The sequence below is a fragment of the Kribbella steppae genome, from assembly GCF_004342025.1.
Taxonomy (GTDB): domain Bacteria; phylum Actinomycetota; class Actinomycetes; order Propionibacteriales; family Kribbellaceae; genus Kribbella; species Kribbella steppae.
Genome location: NZ_SLWN01000014.1, coordinates 213,524 through 230,171 on the forward strand (window position 1 = coordinate 213,524; position 16,648 = coordinate 230,171).

At 68.0% G+C, this 16,648-nt stretch carries 18 protein-coding genes, 1 tRNA gene and 1 other RNA gene; 11 read left to right on the forward strand and 9 right to left on the reverse strand.

The genetic code is table 11. The features are described from left to right. Positions 1–4: 4 nt before the first annotated feature. The 3 genes from EV652_RS34595 to EV652_RS34605 all read right to left on the reverse strand — a co-directional run bounded on the left by EV652_RS34595 (position 5) and on the right by EV652_RS34605 (position 2,480). Entirely contained in the window at positions 5–634 is a 630-nt protein-coding gene (locus EV652_RS34595; protein WP_132213502.1) for a 4a-hydroxytetrahydrobiopterin dehydratase family protein, read from the reverse strand. Between the two features lie 124 nt (positions 635–758). Beyond that, on the reverse strand, positions 759–1,133 hold the full coding sequence (locus tag EV652_RS34600; RefSeq protein ID WP_132213503.1) for a VOC family protein: 375 nt from the start codon (positions 1,131–1,133) through the stop codon (positions 759–761). Between the two features lie 90 nt (positions 1,134–1,223). After that, positions 1,224–2,480 carry an MFS transporter gene (locus EV652_RS34605; protein WP_132213504.1) on the reverse strand — a complete coding sequence of 419 codons (1,257 nt, stop codon included), beginning with the start codon at positions 2,478–2,480 and terminating at the stop codon, positions 1,224–1,226. A gap of 56 nt (positions 2,481–2,536) precedes the next feature. On the opposite strand from EV652_RS34605, the gene EV652_RS34610 reads away from it, so the two are divergent. From EV652_RS34610 to EV652_RS34620, 3 genes are all read left to right on the forward strand, one after another. Next, entirely contained in the window at positions 2,537–3,496 is a 960-nt protein-coding gene (locus EV652_RS34610) for an ArsR/SmtB family transcription factor (RefSeq protein WP_132213505.1), read from the forward strand. Between the two features lie 232 nt (positions 3,497–3,728). After that, a complete protein-coding gene (locus EV652_RS34615; protein WP_132213506.1) occupies positions 3,729–4,880 on the forward strand; it encodes a serine hydrolase domain-containing protein in 1,152 nt (383 codons plus the stop codon). Then, on the forward strand, positions 4,877–5,119 hold the full coding sequence (locus EV652_RS34620) for a hypothetical protein (RefSeq protein WP_132213507.1): 243 nt from the start codon (positions 4,877–4,879) through the stop codon (positions 5,117–5,119). Before EV652_RS34615 ends, EV652_RS34620 begins: the two co-directional genes overlap by 4 nt. 25 nt (positions 5,120–5,144) lie before the next feature. Here the strand turns inward: EV652_RS34620 and EV652_RS34625 are convergent. Beyond that, positions 5,145–5,232, reverse strand: a tRNA-Ser gene (locus EV652_RS34625). Between the two features lie 150 nt (positions 5,233–5,382). Between EV652_RS34625 and EV652_RS34630 the strand changes: the two genes are divergently transcribed. Both EV652_RS34630 and EV652_RS34635 read left to right on the forward strand, forming a co-directional pair. Continuing rightward, on the forward strand, positions 5,383–5,973 hold the full coding sequence (locus EV652_RS34630; RefSeq protein WP_199238575.1) for a CatB-related O-acetyltransferase: 591 nt from the start codon (positions 5,383–5,385) through the stop codon (positions 5,971–5,973). Further along, positions 5,970–6,956, forward strand: coding sequence for a GNAT family N-acetyltransferase (locus EV652_RS34635; protein WP_132213509.1), 987 nt, complete (start codon positions 5,970–5,972; stop codon positions 6,954–6,956). The genes EV652_RS34630 and EV652_RS34635 overlap by 4 nt, the downstream gene beginning before the upstream one ends. On the opposite strand, the gene EV652_RS34640 is transcribed toward EV652_RS34635, so the two are convergent. Then, positions 6,933–7,751: a TIGR03620 family F420-dependent LLM class oxidoreductase gene (locus tag EV652_RS34640; protein ID WP_132213510.1), complete on the reverse strand. Its 819-nt coding sequence runs from the start codon at positions 7,749–7,751 to the stop codon at positions 6,933–6,935. The two genes, EV652_RS34635 and EV652_RS34640, sit on opposite strands and share 24 nt — an antisense overlap. 75 nt (positions 7,752–7,826) lie before the next feature. On the opposite strand from EV652_RS34640, the gene ffs reads away from it, so the two are divergent. Beyond that, an RNA gene (ffs, locus tag EV652_RS34645) (signal recognition particle sRNA small type) lies at positions 7,827–7,923 on the forward strand. Positions 7,924–7,986: 63 nt separating this feature from the next. Then, the gene (nadE, locus tag EV652_RS34650) at positions 7,987–8,805 is read left to right on the forward strand and encodes an NAD(+) synthase (protein ID WP_132213511.1); all 819 of its coding nucleotides are present in this window, start codon (positions 7,987–7,989) and stop codon (positions 8,803–8,805) included. Between the two features lie 21 nt (positions 8,806–8,826). Here nadE and EV652_RS34655 read toward each other — a convergent pair whose 3' ends face one another. The 3 genes from EV652_RS34655 to EV652_RS34665 are packed head-to-tail and all read right to left on the reverse strand — an operon-like array spanning position 8,827 to position 10,540. Next, positions 8,827–9,222 (reverse strand): SRPBCC family protein, encoded by a 396-nt coding sequence (locus tag EV652_RS34655; RefSeq protein ID WP_132213512.1) that lies wholly within the window; start codon positions 9,220–9,222, stop codon positions 8,827–8,829. Next, positions 9,222–9,683, reverse strand: a complete 462-nt coding sequence (locus EV652_RS34660) for a MarR family winged helix-turn-helix transcriptional regulator (RefSeq protein ID WP_132213513.1) — start codon at positions 9,681–9,683, stop codon at positions 9,222–9,224. Before EV652_RS34660 ends, EV652_RS34655 begins: the two co-directional genes overlap by 1 nt. After that, positions 9,680–10,540, reverse strand: coding sequence for an N-acyl homoserine lactonase family protein (locus EV652_RS34665; protein WP_132213514.1), 861 nt, complete (start codon positions 10,538–10,540; stop codon positions 9,680–9,682). The genes EV652_RS34660 and EV652_RS34665 overlap by 4 nt, the downstream gene beginning before the upstream one ends. A 133-nt stretch (positions 10,541–10,673) precedes the next feature. Between EV652_RS34665 and EV652_RS34670 the strand changes: the two genes are divergently transcribed. The 3 genes from EV652_RS34670 (at position 10,674) to EV652_RS34680 (ending at position 13,243) form a co-directional block, all read left to right on the forward strand. Then, on the forward strand, positions 10,674–12,299 hold the full coding sequence (locus EV652_RS34670) for a long-chain fatty acid--CoA ligase (RefSeq protein WP_242002173.1): 1,626 nt from the start codon (positions 10,674–10,676) through the stop codon (positions 12,297–12,299). A gap of 110 nt (positions 12,300–12,409) precedes the next feature. Then, complete coding sequence (locus EV652_RS34675; RefSeq protein WP_132213515.1) at positions 12,410–12,799, forward strand: response regulator; 390 nt, start codon at positions 12,410–12,412, stop codon at positions 12,797–12,799. Between the two features lie 258 nt (positions 12,800–13,057). Continuing rightward, on the forward strand, positions 13,058–13,243 hold the full coding sequence (locus EV652_RS34680) for a hypothetical protein (protein WP_132213516.1): 186 nt from the start codon (positions 13,058–13,060) through the stop codon (positions 13,241–13,243). A 13-nt stretch (positions 13,244–13,256) separates the two neighbouring features. On the opposite strand, the gene EV652_RS34685 is transcribed toward EV652_RS34680, so the two are convergent. Continuing rightward, entirely contained in the window at positions 13,257–15,254 is a 1,998-nt protein-coding gene (locus EV652_RS34685; protein WP_132213517.1) for a GAF domain-containing protein, read from the reverse strand. Positions 15,255–15,400: 146 nt separating this feature from the next. On the opposite strand from EV652_RS34685, the gene EV652_RS34690 reads away from it, so the two are divergent. Further along, positions 15,401–16,204 (forward strand): response regulator, encoded by an 804-nt coding sequence (locus EV652_RS34690; protein WP_242002174.1) that lies wholly within the window; start codon positions 15,401–15,403, stop codon positions 16,202–16,204. The last annotated feature ends 444 nt before the right edge of the window (positions 16,205–16,648 follow it).

Sequence of the window (16,648 nt, forward strand, 5' to 3'; positions counted from 1 at the left end):
AACCCTATTCGCGGCCGACCCAGGTGGCGACGCATGCTTCGTTGCCTTCGGCATCGGCCAGCACCCACCACATCGGCGCGTGCGCGTCGGAGACCAGGTGACCACCTGCGGCCAGAGCGGCGGAGATGCGGGCCTCGGCCTGATCATGGGGTACGGCGACATCGAGGTGCATGCGGTTGCGCTGTGGGCGCGCCGCATCCATTTGCTGCAACCCGAAGCCCGGGCCGCGGCGCACCGGGTCGAACAGGTAGTCGTCGCCGATCTGGCGGTAACCAAGCAGCGCCCGCCAGAACGGCAGCACGTCCGCGCCGACGAGTGCGTCGAGGGTGACGTTGACGACCTGCACGGCGGTCGGGTCGGCGGGGATCTCCAGTTCCTTGGCGGCGGCCGAGATCCGCCGGGCCAGCGCGATGTCGCGCAGTCCCAGGGACACCGTGACGCCGGCAGACCGCAGATCGACGTTGAGGTACTGCTGCTCGGCTGCGCCGGTGAGCCGACCGATCTCATCGACGAACGCGATGCCCTCGGCCAGCGAACTGGTCCGGAAGTGGGCCGAGACCAGGTGGTAGAGGGAGCGCCAGTCCTCGACATCGTCGGCCGCGTGGAACTGCCCGGCCGTGATCTGCTCGGTCATGCCGGCGAACCTAGCATCGGCGGCGCGGGCTCAGATGGGCTGCTCGCCCACGGCGATGGCTGCTCTGGGCACCGGGTGATGGGTCACCAGACGACGGTGTGGCAGGCGCTCTGGTCCCGCACACCTACTCGGATTCGCCTTCCAGGGCCAGGCGGTAGCCGCTGGGGGTACGGAGGAGGAGACGGCGGTAGGTCCAGCCGGGGGCCGGGTTGTTGTGTTCGAGTTCGAACTCCAGGCCTACCGCCTGGCACCTTTCAGCCGCCGCGTCGACGTCGGAGACGGCGATTTGCCAGGTGAGGACGCTCGGTGGGTCGTTCTCGGCGGTCGCCTGCTGGATGCCGAAGTGGATGGTGTCCGTCCCGAAGGCTATGAAGTCGGGATACTCCTCACCCTCGTAGATCACCGGCAAACCGAGCTTCTCGTAGAAGGCGCGCTCGGCGGAAAGATCGGAGACGTTCAGGACAGGTGCCAGGCGGGTGAACAGTTGGTCAGTGGCCATGGTGAACAGTCTCGCGCTCAGGAGGGCAAGCGGTAGACGGAGACGCGGCTGTGGGCTCGACCGTCAGACAGAACCTAGGAACAACTGGCATTAAATGCGGGCGGGAGTGGTGCCGACGGGTGTGTTGTGCTGATCCCTGCGTGTGGCGGCGTGGTTCGCGACGACCGCGGTTGCGGTGCCGGTGGCTGCGAAGAGTGTGCCGAGCGCGATCCAACCTGGCGTGCCGTGGTCGATCGCGGTTGTGGTGACGACGGCGGGGCCGAGCATCAGGGCGAGTGCGTTTCCGGTTTGGCTGAGGCCTTGGTAGGCGCCGGCGCGAATGGGGTCGGCGAGTTCGAAGGCCATGCCCCAGCCTCCTGCTTCGCCCTGCGTCTCGGCCGCGGAGGAGGCGAGGGCGGCGAGGACCAGGACGGCGGTTGCGGCCGCGGCGCCGAGATGGCCTGCTAAGGCGAAGAGCAGGCAGGCGGTGAGTAGGAGCAGGCCCGCTCGGCGTACTGACCGCCCAGCGGTGCGCAGGTTCTGTGTGCCGCGCGAGGCACGGACCTGGAAGAGCGCTACGTAGGCGGTGTTGACGAGCAGGAGCACGGATACGACGATCGTCGGGGCGTCGGTGTGGTAGACGACCCACAGCGGGACCCCGACCGTTGTCAGCGCGAAGTGGACCGCGAGTACGGCGTTGAGGACTGTCGAGGCGACGTACGTGCGATCCCGTAGGGGAGAGCGTCCGCGTGACGCCTCGGCGCTACCGGAGGCGTCCATCCGTGCAGCCAGCCCGGCGACCCTGCGGCGCAGGCCAATCAGTGGGACCGTGCCGAGGATCGTGATCGCGCCGACGAGTACCACCGTCAGGCGGTATGCCGTTGTGGTGTCGGCCACCAGAGCCAGTCCCGCGAGCAGGGTGCCGATGCCGATGAGGACGTTCATCACCACCCGCAGCCGGGCGCGGACAGCGACCCGCTCCGGGCCGACGTACCAACGGGCGAGCATCGTCATCTGGGCGGTGCTCAGCAGGCCGCGGGTGGCGGAGACGCAGGCCGCGACCAGGACGAAGCTGACGACGTTGCCGGCGAAGGCGTACGCCAGCAGCGAGGCTCCGTTCGCGGCCAGCGCCCACTGCTGGACCCGATCGGCACCGCATCGGTCGCTCAGTCGCCCACCGGCGTACGACGCCAGGACGCCGACCCCTCCGGCGAGCGTGAGACCGATCCCAACGGCGGCGGGAGACAGGCCGACTCCGCGGGTGAAGTACAGGGCGCTGACGGCGAAGAACATTCCACGGGACAGCGACATTGCGGCCACGGCGGAGGCGAGTGCGCGCTCGAGGGGATCGCGGATGAGTTCAGGCACCCGACAGTTGTGACATCCGGAGGTCCTCCGGTACCAGAGATGTAGGGTATTGCTTCATGATCGAGTACGAGCTCGCCGGCAACGACCTCGGCGAAGTGCGTTTCGCGATCTCGCCGCTGAACGAGTTGGTCCTCTCCCTGCGGACCCTGCGCGATCCCGGCCGATTCCCGCTTCAACTGCCCTGGCTGCGGGCCACCGGGCCGGCGCGTGCCGGGCTCGACCTGGAACTGCTCGGCGCGTTGACGAACGAGTCGCTGTGGACGCCGGACTTCCTCACTCCGCGGCCTTACACACCACTCGGCAGGATCGACGACGAGTTGGCGGCGCTCACGGGCACACCGGCCGGCGTCGTACGCGCGGATCTGGCGGAGATCCATCCAGCCATGCTCCCGCCGGTACTTCTGGGTCGGCCGGACAAGGTGCTCGACCGCGTGCTGGCAACGCTGCGGGACTACTGGGAGGCCTGTTTCGAGCCATACTGGGCGCGTATGCGGACAGTGCTCGAGGCCGACGTCGTCTACCGCGGCCGGGTCATGGCGCAAGCCGGTCTCGCGGCGATGTTCGCAGGCATCGACCCACATGTACGCCTCGACGACACCGTCCTCCGGATACGTCTGCGCAGCGACTACTCCTACCGCACCTCGACCGCCGGTCGCGGCCTGACGCTCACTCCCTCGCTCTTCAGCCGGCGCGGATCGGTGCCGATCTCTCCCGAGGAGCCGCCGCACATCATGTACCCGGCACGCGGTCTCGGAACGCTGTGGGAGACCGAGACGACTACGTCGCCGACCGCCCTGGTGGGCCTGATCGGCCGTGTCCGTGCCCAGCTGCTGAGGCTGCTCGAGACGCCGACGTCGTCGACCGAGCTCGCCGTGCGCCTCGGCGTCACGCCGACCGCGGTCAACCAGCACCTGCGCGCACTGCGCGCGGCCGGCCTGCTCATCTCGGCTCGGCACGGCCGCTCAATCCTCTACCGCCGCTCGGACCTCGGCGACCGCGTCCTCCGCGGAGCGTAAATCATGTTTTCGGCACACCTGGGGTTCTCCGACGTCAACCCTTGTCGAGACCCTGACAGACGAAGGGCCGGTCGCACGAGCGACCGATCCTTCGTTCTGTTCGTCCCTCTGAAACCTGAAACCGTGCCAGACGACTGCGCTGGTCCTGAACGGCCGCGAACGATGGCGAAGGAGACGGAACCTGTGCCGTCGTGGCTGCGCTCCTGGGGCGGTTTGGTGGCATCATCGAAGGATGAGGTGGAGCGCAGCCGCCCTCCTGGTGATTGCGCTGGTGGGATGTTCTGGCGGGGGAGAGAAACCGGCAGCCGCGCCGACCACGCCTGCCACGATGCAGGCATTCCCGGAGCCGGGGACGGCGGCACTCGACCCGGAAAAGGCCAAGGTTTTGCAGGCAGTTGTCGACTTGGCGGCCGCGTCCCCCGACGTCCCAACAGGTTCGCGGGGTGCGACCGCTGCGGTGGTCACCGATCGCTGGACGTGGTCAGGAGCGGCCGGAACGGACGTCAAGGGTACGGCGTTGCGTCCGGACACGAGTATGGCCGCCGCGAACATCATGAAAACGTTCGTCGCGGCCGAGGTGATGCTGCTCGTCAAGGCCGGCAAGGTCGACCTGGACAAGCCGATCTCGACCTACGTGCAGCACAAGCTGACCGCGAACAACGCGACCGTCCGTCAGCATCTGTCGATGACGTCCGGTGTTCCCGACTTCGGGAACGACGACTACCGCGAGCTGGAAAAGGCGGTCGCAGCGGCGCCGGGCAAGCATTGGACGCGCGAACAGGCGCTGTCGTACCACACCGCGAAGATCGGAGCGCCGAGCAAAGACTCCGGTTACAGCAACGCCAGCTATGAGCTGCTGGGCCTGCTGATCGAGAAGGTGACCAGTCAGCCGCTCGCCGGCGTACTCCGTCGCGATCTGGCCACACCGGCTGGGCTGAAGCACGCCGCGTTCCAGGACGGGGAGAAGCCGCAGCCCCCGGTGGCTGTGGACGACAACGACTCCTGTGGTGCGCCGGACGGCTACCTACCGTGCCGCGCGTTCGCGAGCGCGTGGGCGGCGGCGGGTGGGCTCGCAGCCGACGCGCCAACGATCGCGCGCTGGGGGTACCAACTGTACGGCGGCCGCGTGCTACCGCCTGACCTGGTCAGCGAGATGACGACCAAGGGTGACGCGCCCTACGGGCTGGGCACGGAGTTGTACCCGGATGAGCTCGCGATCGGTGCGGCGTACGGTCATTTCGGTGACAATCCCGACCACACCAGCCTGCTGGCCGTGGTCCCGGCGAAGAAGCTCGCGGCCGCGGTGATCTTTGCCGATGGCGGCAGAGATATCGGCAAGGCCATGATCAACCTGACGATCGCCCTCGAGCCCTTGCTCAAGTGACCCGGCAGCGGCGTCCCGGGCACTGGTTCGTCGCGGCCGGGGTGATGCTGCTCGTCAACGCCAGCAAGGTCGACCTGCACAAGCCGATCTCGGCGTACGACCGACGTGTGTCTGCTCTTCGGATCGAGATGCGATGTCCCCGGCGGCGGCCGGGGACGGAACGACTCCGGGGCGGCTCCCTGACTAGGGAGCCGCCCCGGCTGTGTGTCATCCTCCCGGACCTCGAAACCGCGCTCTGACCTGCGGTTTCTTGACTCCGGGGAGTGGCGGAGGATACGAGATTCGAACTCGTGAGGGGTTGCCCCCAACACGCTTTCCAAGCGTGCGCCCTAGGCCTCTAGGCGAATCCTCCAAGCGGAGAGGATACGCGAGGGGGCGGAGGTAGCGGAAATCGGGGCTGGGCCTGGAAGTCTGGAGGGTGCCAATTGAGCTGCTGGGGGTGGGGTGCTCGTTTAGGGTCGGTGGGGTGGATGGAGCTCCGGATCCGAACGTTGTGCATCCGATGCCTGCGGCTGAGCGGGTGGTGTTGTTGAAGGCGGTGGTGTCGTCGCCGCTGATCGAGGTGGGGGACTACTCGTACTACGACGATCCGGACGACCCGACCGCGTTCGAGACCAGGAACGTGCTGTACCACTACGGCCCCGAGCGGCTCCGCATCGGCAAGTACTGCGCTCTCGGTGAGGGCACCACGTTCATCATGAACGGCGCCAACCACCGGATGGACGGCCCGTCGACGTTCCCGTTCCCGATCATGGGCGGCGCCTGGGCGGAGCACTTCGACCTGATCACCGGGCTGCCGGGCCGCGGCGACACCGTGGTCGGGAACGACGTGTGGTTCGGGTACCGCAGCCTGATCATGCCCGGGGTGACGATCGGGGATGGCGCGATCATCGCGTCCGGTGCGGTTGTGGTCGACGACGTATCGCCGTATGGGATCGTCGGTGGGAACCCGGCGAAGCTGATCCGCACCAGATTCCCGGCCGAGGACGTGGCGCGACTGTTGAAGATCGCCTGGTGGGACTGGCCGGTCGAGCGGGTCACCGCGAACGTCCGCGCGATCATGGCCGGCCGCATCGAGGAGCTCGAAGGATGACTTTGGTACTGCGGCCAATCGCACCAGACGACGTGGATGCGCTGCAGGAGCTGATCGAATCCGACCCCGGCTACACCGAGCGGATCACCGGCTACCCGCCTGGATCGTCGGACGCGCAGAGCCTGTTGATGATGCGACCGGAGCACCTACCCGAGGACGCGAAGCTCGTGCTGGGCGCGTTCCAGGACGACCGCCTGGTCGCTGTGGCCGACCTCCTCCGGGGATACCCGAACGAGCACACCGCCTTCATCGGCCTCCTCGAGGTCCACTGGAACCACCAAGGACTCGGGCTCGGCAAGGCGACGTACGACGAGGTCCAGCGGTACGTCGAGACGACGTGGACCGAGGTGCGGATACTGCGACTGGCGGTCGTGGATACGAACGCGCACATCGCGACCGGGTTCTGGCTGCGGCAGGGGTTCGAGCCGACGGGCGAGGAGCGGCCGTACCGGTACGACAAGCTGGAGTCGACCGCACGGCTGTACGAGAAGCAGCTGACCTGGGCGCATCCGGACCTGGTCGTGAAAGAGTCGCCGGTCGCCGGACAGGGGCTGTTCGCAACCAAACCCATTGCCCAGGGAACGGTTGTGGGCCAGCTGTCCGGACGCCGGGTCACCACGGCTGAGCTTCAAGAACTCTTCAAGAACCCACCGGTCGACACCATCACGATCGACGACGACGAACACCTTGTGCTGAGCAACGATCCCCGTCCTGTGGTTGCGTACGGCAACCACAGCTGCGATCCGAACATGTGGTGGATCGACGCCGTCACATTCGAGGCCCGCCGGGACATCGCGGCGGGCGACGAGGTGACGAGCGACTACGGGACCTCGACCGGCGTGGACTTCGAGATGAGCTGCACCTGCGGCTCACCGCTCTGCCGCGGCGTCGTCACCGGCGAGGACTGGAAGCGTCCGGAGCTCCAGTCCAGGTACGGCGACCACTGGATCCCGGTGTTGTTACGCAAGCAGCACGCCGGCTAGCGCCCGCCACTGCTCGATCGGCTGCGGACCGGTGACGCCGGTGATCACATTGACCCCGACGTGGTCGGCGCCGGCCTTGAGATGCTCACTCAGCTTCGCCTTGATGTCAGCCGGCGTGCCCCACGCGGCCAAGGCGTCGACCATCTGATCCGGAAGCTCCACGAGATCCGCGTCGCTGAACCCCTGACGCTTGAGCGACGCGGCGTACGCCGGAATCCGCGGGAAGAAGCCGATCGTGTCGCGCGCGATCGCCCGCGCCCGGTCCGCGTCGCTCTCCACCACGACCAGGTGGCTCACCGAGAGCAGCTTGTCCGGCCCGAGCACCTTCCGCGCCTCGGCGGAGTACGACGCCGTGATCAGGAACGGGTACGCACCGGCCGACCGGTCCCGCGCCAGCTCCAGCATCCGGGGGCCGAGCGCGGCGAGCAGACGACGCTCGGTCGGTACGGCGTCCAGTTCGTCGAGGAAGGCGTTGAGCGTGGCGATCGGCTTCGGCCCGCGCGCACCGCCGAGGCCGACGGTGAACCGGCCCGGCGCGGACGCTTCCAGCGAGCCGTACGTCGTACTGATGTCCGATGCACTGTATTTGTCGACGGCCAGGATGCCGCTGACGAACTTGATCGACCTGGTCGCGTCGATCAGGTCGACGATGGTCTGGAGCCCGGGCAGCGGCCCGCCGGACAACCAGATCGCGGGATATCCGAGCTCCTCCGCCGCCACCGCGGCGGCCAAGGACTCAGGGGTGCTGTCAAGGCCCGTGGTGATACCGAACGGACCGAATTGTTGATTCGTCACCCAACCAGAGTAGGCATGGCCGCCGGATCGTGGGTCCGGATTTCGGGCCTGGGGATGAGATCACGTACACTTCTGGCTGGTTCCCCGCGTGGCGGTATCTCGCCCAACTCCCCCAGGGCCGGAAGGCAGCAAGGGTAAGTGAGCTCTTCCGGGTGCGCGGGGAATCCTTATGTCCGGGCCCGGTTGGGGCCTGTCTAGGCTGGACGGGCTGAACCCATCACCGTGAGGGAGCCCGATGAGCGACGAACGCCGCTACCTGCAGGAACTGATCATCGCCGAGCTCGGCGTCTCCGCATCATTCGACGCGGACACCGAGATCGAGCGTCGGGTCGAGTTCCTGGCCGATCAGCTCCGGCGGACCGGCGCGTCGTCGTACGTGCTCGGCATCAGTGGCGGCGTCGACTCGGGTACGGCGGGCCGCCTCTGCCAGCTCGCGGTCGAGCGGGTCCGGGGCGAGGGCGGTCAGGCGACGTTCATCGCGATGCGTCTCCCGTACGGCGTCCAGGCGGACGAAGCGGATGCGCAGCGGTCGCTGGAGTTCATCCGGCCGGACGAGACGCTCGTGGTCGACGTGAAGCCGGCCACGGACGCGATGGTCGAGTCGGTCCGGCACGCCGGGCTCGGCGCAGACCGGGAGGACTTCCACGTCGGCAACATCAAGGCGCGGCAGCGGATGATCGCGCAGTACGTCGTCGCCGGGGCACGCGGTGGTCTCGTCGTCGGGACGGACCATGCAGCAGAGGCCGTGATGGGGTTCTTCACCAAGTTCGGCGACGGCGCGTGTGACCTGACGCCGCTGTCGGGACTGACCAAGCGGCGAGTCCGGGCGGTCGCGGCGCAGCTCGGTGCGTCCGACGAGCTCACCGGCAAGGTGCCGACCGCCGACCTGGAGACCAACAACCCGGGCGTGCCGGACGAGATCGTGCTCGGGGTGACGTACGACGAGATCGACGACTTCCTCGAAGGCCTCGAGGTGAACGACAAGGCCGCGGCCACGATCATCGCCGCTCACCGCCGTACCGCCCACAAACGCGCGGTGCCCCAAGCCGTCTGATCAGCCTGCCGGACGTGCAGGTCAGGGATTGGTCAGTTGTCGGACGCGGTTGGCGAGGCGGTCGAGGCGGACGGCTGCGATGCCGCGGTACGAGCGGCGGAGGACTGCTGCCAGCGGACCGGTGTGCTCGAAGGCGTGGGTGACGTCGCCGGTGGTAGCGATGGTCCAGCTGCCGACCTCGTGGAATCCGGGGACCCGCCAGCTCATCTCGACGCGATCCGGTTCGATGGCTGTGTATTCCAGTGAGCCGTTCATGCCTGGGCGTGCCCGCAGGACGTACGCCTGACCGGCTGCGGGCACGCGCGGTCCGTCGATCGCGAGGAAGGCTTCGTTCCACAGCGGGAGCGCCAGCGGGTCCAGCAGCACGGCCCGGACGGTGTCAGCTGCCGCCGGGATGGTCAGGGTTGCTTGTTCCATCAGTCTTCTCCATCTCGACGGCGGGCGAGTGCTTCGCCTGCGGGAAAGGCCTCGGCGAGCACCCGCAACGTGGCGATGGTCTGGTCGACCGCCTGCCCCGCCACGAGGTCGTCGATCGCCTTGTGCAGCACGTTCTCGGCGGTGACGACCCGGCGGCTGAGCTCACGACCCTCCGCCGACAGGCTCAGTGTGAGGTAGCGCCGGTCCTTCGGATCGGTGTCGCGCTGGATCAGCCCCTGTGCGACCAGCCGATCCACCAGGCGGCTCGGGCTGTTCCCGGTCTCGCAGACCAGGAGTCCTCCCAGCGCGCTGAGGGTGAGCGGCCCGTGGTCCCGGAGGACGCGCAGCACCTCGGCCTGCGACGGCGTCAGTCCGAGCGGCCGTAGCTCGGCGGCCAGCAGTCTGTTGCCCTCTCGCTGAATCGCCAGGATCAGGTACCGCAACTCCTCGGCGGTCTTCACTTCCCGCCCACCTGGACCTCGGCCAGCCGGCCGGCCGCCCCCGGGTCATGGGCCGCCAGGACGACCAGATCCGGCTGCTGCGCTCGAAGTTCGTTGACCTGGGCAACGGCTCGGCGCAGGTCCGGCCTGGTCCCGATCCCCGGGATGTGGCCGGCCGCCAGCAGGTCGGCGTCGTACGTGAGGTCGCCGACCATCAACAGCGGCGGTTCGCCCGGGCGCCGTACGAGCATGGACAGCGAACCGGGGGTGTGTCCGGGGGTGGGTAGCAGCATCAGACTGCCGTCGCCGAACAGGTCGTGTCCGGCGATGAACGGCGTCAACCCGGGATCGCCCAGCGGCTCGGGCCGGATCAGCTCCCAGCGGAGGCCGGGCAGTTCGATATGGCGGCGCAGGTAACCGCGGGCGGCGGCCAACGGACGGCTCATGGACCGCCACTCGGCTTCGCTGATCACTATGCGAGCGCCGGCCAACTCGGGGAGTCCGCCGATGTGGTCCTGGTGCAGATGGGACACGACGGCGGTATGGACGTCGCGGATGTCATAGCCGTTGGCCGCGAGAAGCCGGGTCAGCGTCTGCTCCGGCCCGATCTCGAACTTCGCGAGCCGGTCGTAGATCACTCCGTTGACACCGCCTGGGAAGTAGCCGGCGTCGGTGACGGACGCACGGTCCTGCCCGGTGTCGAACAGCACCAGACCGTCGCGATGCTCGATGACGTAGGTGTTGATCGGGCGCGGAGCGGTCCAGCTGCGCGATGTCGCGAGCCAGACGTAGAGGTTCTTCTTGGTGGGGCCGACGTGCTCCGGCCTGATCTGGACCGAGCCGGTGCTCAGTGCGGTGACGCGGGCGACGGGGTTCATGGAAGATACATTACACGACATGTATGTCGTGTCAACTATTACGGAGCCGCAGCCCCGGAGTGCTGTGAAAGTGCCGTGAGAGTGCCGTGCCGGGTCGTGGTCAAGGTGACATCGCGGCTGGCAGAGTGTGTGCATGAAGGGTCTGATGCAGAACTACCAGCTGTCCCTGGACACCATCTTCCTCCGGGCTGAGCAGTTCTACCCGGACAAGACCGTCTACACCGGCGGTCCGGCGCCGACGAAGCTGACGTACTCCGAGTGGGCCGCGCGGACCAGACGATTAGGCGGCGTGCTGGACACGCTCGGGATCAGCGCGGACGGTCGGGTGGCGACCTTCGCGTGGAACTCGGGGCGTCACCTCGAGCTGTACTTCGCTGTGCCCTGTACCGGCCGGGTCTTGCATACCCTCAACATCAGGCTCTTCCCCGATCAGGTCGTCTACATCGCGAACCACGCCGAGGACGAGATCGCCTTCGTCGACCGGTCGTTGCTCGGGCTCTTCCTGCCGCTGCTCGATCGGTTGCCGCTGCTCAGACATGTGGTGGTGATGGACGATCTGCCGGCCGGCGCGCCCGGGGTGGAGGCGCCCGACGATCCACGGTTCCACGACTACGAGGAGCTGTTGGCCGCGGCGGAGCCGGTCGAGTTCCACGTCGCGGACGAGAACCAGGCGGCCGCGATGTGCTACACGAGCGGTACGACGGGCAATCCGAAGGGCGTGGTGTATTCGCACCGCTCCACGTGGCTGCACTCGATCGGCGTCCTGACCAACGCGGGGATCGGGCTGGCCGAGACGGACACGGTGATGCCGGTCGTGCCGATGTTCCATGCGAACGCCTGGGGTCTCGCGCATGCGGCTCCGATGGCCGGTGCGTCGCTGGTGTTCCCTGGGCCGGACATGAGTCCACAGGGGATCCTGAAGCTGTTGCAGGAGCAGGAAGTCACGCTCGCCGCCGGTGTTCCGACGATCTGGCAGGGTTTGTTGCCCTTGCTGGACGGGGTCGAGTTGCCCAAGCTGCGACGGGTTCCGTGTGGTGGGTCCGCCGTACCGATGGCGTTGTCGGAGGCGTTCCGGGAGAAGCTCGGCCGGCCGATCCTGCAGGCGTGGGGGATGACCGAGACCAGCCCGGTGGCGACCGCGGCACACGTGCCGGCGCGGTACGAGGATCTCCCGGAGGACAAGAAGGCGCGGCTCCGGGCCCGGCAGGGACAGCCGCTGCCCGGCGTCGAGGTGCGGATCGTCGAGCCGGGGTCGATCACTCCGTTGCCCTGGGACGACGAGGCGACGGGTGAGCTGCAGGTTCGTGGGCCGTGGATCGCGCAGGAGTACTACCGGCCCGACGAAGGTGTTCAGCTGAGCACGGAAGACGGCTGGATGAAGACGGGTGACGTGGCGGCGATCGACCAGTTCGGCTCGGTGCGGCTGGTGGACCGGACGAAGGACCTGGTGAAGTCCGGCGGCGAGTGGATCAGCTCGGTCGAGTTGGAGAACCTGCTGATGGCGCACCCCGCGGTCAAGGAGGCCGCGGTGATCGGCGTACCGCACCCGAAGTGGGACGAGCGGCCGCTGGCCTGCGTCGTACTCGAGGAAGACGCAACCGCCACAAGCGAAGAGATCCTGGACTACCTGCGGCCGTTGGTGGCGAAGTGGTGGCTCCCCGACGCGGTCGAATTCATCGACGAGGTCCCCAAGACCTCAGTCGGCAAGTTCTCCAAGAAGGACCTCCGCACCCGCTTCGCCGACTACCACCTGGAGTAGACCGACACGCTCGGACGCTCCCGGGGCCCTCTGTGGTGACCCGGGAGCTCTCCTGGAATGTGCCCGTTAGCCGGAATGCGCGGGGGGACGAGCGCGCCGATCCTGGTGTCATGGCTCTGCGCTGCTTGATCGTCGACGACAGCCCTCACTTCCTCGACGCCGCACGGGCTCTGCTGGAACGTGGAGGGTTGCGGGTGATCGGCGTCGCCTCGACGACCGAGGAGGCGCTGCGGCGTGTGGAGGAGCTCAAGCCGGACGTCGTACTGGTCGACATCGAACTTGGTCAGGAGAGCGGGTTCGAACTCGCCCGGCGGTTCCAGAGCGAGACGACCCTGGACCGATCGAAGGTGATCCTGATCTCCACCTACGCGGAAGAGGATCTCGAGGACATGGTCACCGCCGCCCCGGTCGCGGCGTTCCTGTCGAAGTCGCACCTGTCGGTCCGCGAGATCCGCGAGATCGTCGGCGACACGGGCCCCAACGCCTCCCAGAGGCCATGAGGGCGGTCGGCACGCGCCTTGCCCGCTGAGGTCTGTGCCCGGGCGGGCCATGGCTGAGCTCACCGACCAGGCTGACTTCCCGATCGCGCCGCCTCTGGCTCTGTGTCGATACCGGTCAGCAGGTATGGCGGTTTCCGGCTCGCCGGACCGGGAGAAGGCCGCTGGTGGGGGCGATTTGCGGCTCCGTCCGCAGGCATTCTGAGGAGATCCGAAGCCCATCATCGTGGATGTGGGCGAGTCGCCAGGAGGCAGGCCGACATGGAACGTGCAGATTGGCTGGACGGTGCGTTGACGTCGCCCGAGGCCCGATTTCTGATGGTGACGGCGATTACGCATCACCAGATCAACTCGCCGAACTGGGGCGAGCACGAGGTCCTCAAGCTGAACGCCGAGCTGGCGGAAATCGAGCGCGCCGCGATCACGGTGGTTGAAGAACTCCAGTGATGTGAACGCGAGGTCAGGACGCGGTCGGGTGGACAGTCTGATCGAGCGGCAGTGATACCTCGATCACGGTGCCGTGGCCGGTGCGGCTGATGACATCGATCGATCCACCGAGAGCCTCGACCCTGTCCCGCAACCCGATCAGACCCGACCCACGTCCCGGCTCCGCCCCGCCGAGGCCGTCGTCACGGACCTGAAGGCGCAGGGTGCCGTCGTGTTCGGCGACGGTCACCTCGGCCCCCGATGCGTCGGCATGTTTGGTCGCGTTGGTGAGTGCTTCGGACACGACGTAGTACGCCGCCACTTCCACCGGCGCCGGATAGCGGGAGGCGATGCCGATGCTCAGCTCGACCGGGACAGCCGAGCGCCGGGCAAGCATCCGGAGCGCCGCACCGAGGCCGCCTTCGGACAGGATCGAAGGGTGGATACCGCGTGCCATCTCACGAAGTTCGTCCACCACCTCGGTGAGTCCCTCGGAGATCTTGCCCAGGCTGCCCCGCAGCACTGGCAGATAGGCGGGTACGCCGTCCTGAGCGAGGCGCAGTTCGAGCGCCAGTGAGACGAGTCGCTGCTGGGCCCCGTCATGCAGATCCCGCTCGATCCGGCGGCGCGTCTCGTCGGCAGTGGTGACGAGACGCGCGCGGGACTCGGTCAGCTTGGTGTGCGCCTCGGCGTTCGCGATGGTCGTGGCGACGAGCTCGGTGAATTCGGTCATCCGCTGCTCGGTGTCCTGCGGAAGGCGTTCGCGCCGCGATGCGACGTTGATCGCGCCCCACAGGCGGCCTTCGACCACGATCGGAATGTCGACCGCCGAGCGGATGCCCTGCTGCCATGCGTCTTCGGTCAGGCGTGCCGATGCCGAGCCGTCGAGTTCGGTGCGAGCGGCGCGTTCGGTCTCCCGGACCGACGCCAGGGCGAGACCCGGAGGCGGCGTGAACCGTGATCCCGGCTGATGTCCTGCCAACCACCCGTGGCCTCCCACGAGTGTGGCCTGCCCATCCGGCTCGAACCTGACAAGCGCGGTCCCGTCGGCGTCGAAGAGGGCACCGACCTCCTCGGCCACCGCGGCGAACACGAGATCCGGCCCTGTCCCCTGGGCGACCATGGTCGCCACTCGCCGCAGGGCGGCCTGCTCGTCGGCCATCCGGCGCAGCTCGGTGCGCGCCTCGGCGTTCTCGATGGCGGTGGCGACGAGTTCGGTGAAGCCGGCGATCTGTGACTCTGTATTCGCCCCGAACGGTTCGTCGCGCTTCGTCGAGGCGGCGATCACTCCCCAGACCTGCCCGGCCACCATGATCGGGCAGCCGATCGACGAGCGGATCCCCAGCGCACGCGCCTCGTCGGCGATCTGTCCGGTCGCGCCGGCGAAGCTGTCGAGCCGGACCGGACCGCCGGTCCGCCGTACGTCCCGGGCCACGCTCAGCCCTTCGAGGTCGAACCGCGTGTCGACGGCCAGCTGAACCGGCACCCGGCTCCAGGCGGCGAGCGCGGACACGGTCCCGTCCGCCTCGTAGCGCTCCATCCGGGCGAGATCGGCCCCGCACAGCAGCCCGACCTCGCGGGTGACGGCCTCGAACACCGCCACTGGGTCGGCCGACTCCGCCACCAGCGTCGCGACCCGCCGCAACGCCGACTGCTCCTTCGTCAGCCGCTCCGCCTCGACGGCAGCTCGTCGCGACCGCGCCGCCAACTCGGCCACCACGGCGGACGTCACCAGGAACACGGCGAGCGCCACCGCGTTCCGCGCCTCTTCGACCCAGAAGGAGCCCACCGGTCGCAGGAACAGGAAGGCGAAGACACCGACACTGAGGAGTGAGGTCAGCGCGGCCAGTCGCGCTCCCCACGCGATCGCGACCGGGAGCACCGCGAACAGATACAGCACCAACAGGCTCAGCGCCGGAATGTGTGGCTCGAGCAGTGCGACGATCCCGGAGACCACAGCCACCAGCGCCACGCTGGTCAGCAGCCCGCGCCACCAGCGCCCGATGGGCAGATTCAACCGGGTCCATGCCATCTCGTCGCATCCCCTCAGCCGAACGCTAACGGATGGGACTGTCGCTGACGACCTCCACGCACCTGCGCGACCCTCCCCGTGTCCCGATTGTGCGCTTGCGGACCAGATCGCCGCCCACTCGAACGGCGAGTACCGCAAAGATTGCGGTGAGCAACAATGCGCCGACGTCGGCCGGTACGGCGTACCGGACCTCCAGGTCGGATCCGGGTCGGCTGGCCGGGTCAACCGGCGCGGGCGCAGGGCTACTCTGGGGCATGACGACGGAGCCGTCCGGCCAGCACCGAGGCAACGACGGTACGGCGATCACTCGTGTCCTGCTGGCCGAGGACGACGTACTCCTCCGCGCGGGCCTGGCCAGTCTTCTGGAGCGGTCGGGGTTCGAGGTCGTCGGGCAGACCGGCGACAGCGTGTGGATTCTTCCGCTGGTGCGCGAGTTGGCGCCCGACCTGGTGGTGCTGGACATCCGGATGCCGCCGACGAACACCACCGAAGGACTGGACGCGGCCCTGGAGATCCGCACGGAGTTCCCGGAGATCGGCATTCTGGTGCTGTCGGCGCACGCCGAGGTCGAGCACGCGATGGAACTGCTGGCCACCGGTCAGCGGATCGGTTACCTGCTGAAGAGCCGCGTGACGGATGTGGGCGAGTTCATCGAGACGCTGGAGCGGATCGTCAGGGGTGGTTCGGTGATGGATCCCGCGCTGGTTCAGGAACTGGTGAGCGCCCGGCGGCGCAACGATCCGCTCGCCGCGCTCAGCCAACGGGAGCGCGACGTACTCGCGCTGATGGCCGAGGGACGGTCGAACGCCGGCATCGCCCGGCGGCTCTGGGTGACTGAGGGCACGGTGGAGAAACACGTCCGGCACATCCTCGCCAAGCTGAGCCTCCCCGAGACCGGCGATGATCATCGCCGGGTGCTCGCGGTGGTCACCTTCCTCGAAGCCCGCTGATTGCTCGAGTGAGCGGTCTGGACGGGAACCTCTCTTGGGTGCCCGTTCGCCGGGCGGGATTCCAGCTAGCAGGAACGGGAGTTGGGCGCTGGTGGTGAAGACCTGGAGGTCCTGCTAGGGGATCGTGACTGGAGAACCGCCGAGACAGTGCAGGTCGTGGTCGCGGAGTGACTCACCAGACCGGCGGGCCTGGCGTATGTGCACCCCTCACATCCCTCCGGCGCCAGGCCCGCCCGACCGCCCTCCGAATCGATCCACCTTCGCTTTCCGGAAGAAAGGTGCCACAGAGCGGCGCTGGATTCAGGTGATTGTCGCAACGCCTGACTGTTGGAGGGTGTTGTGGCGAGATCGAGGGTGTCTGGGGATCGGCGGCGGCTGGTGCTGGACCTGTTGAGTCGGGGGCACAAGCCGATGGAGGTGGCGCGACGTACCGGCGTGTCGAAG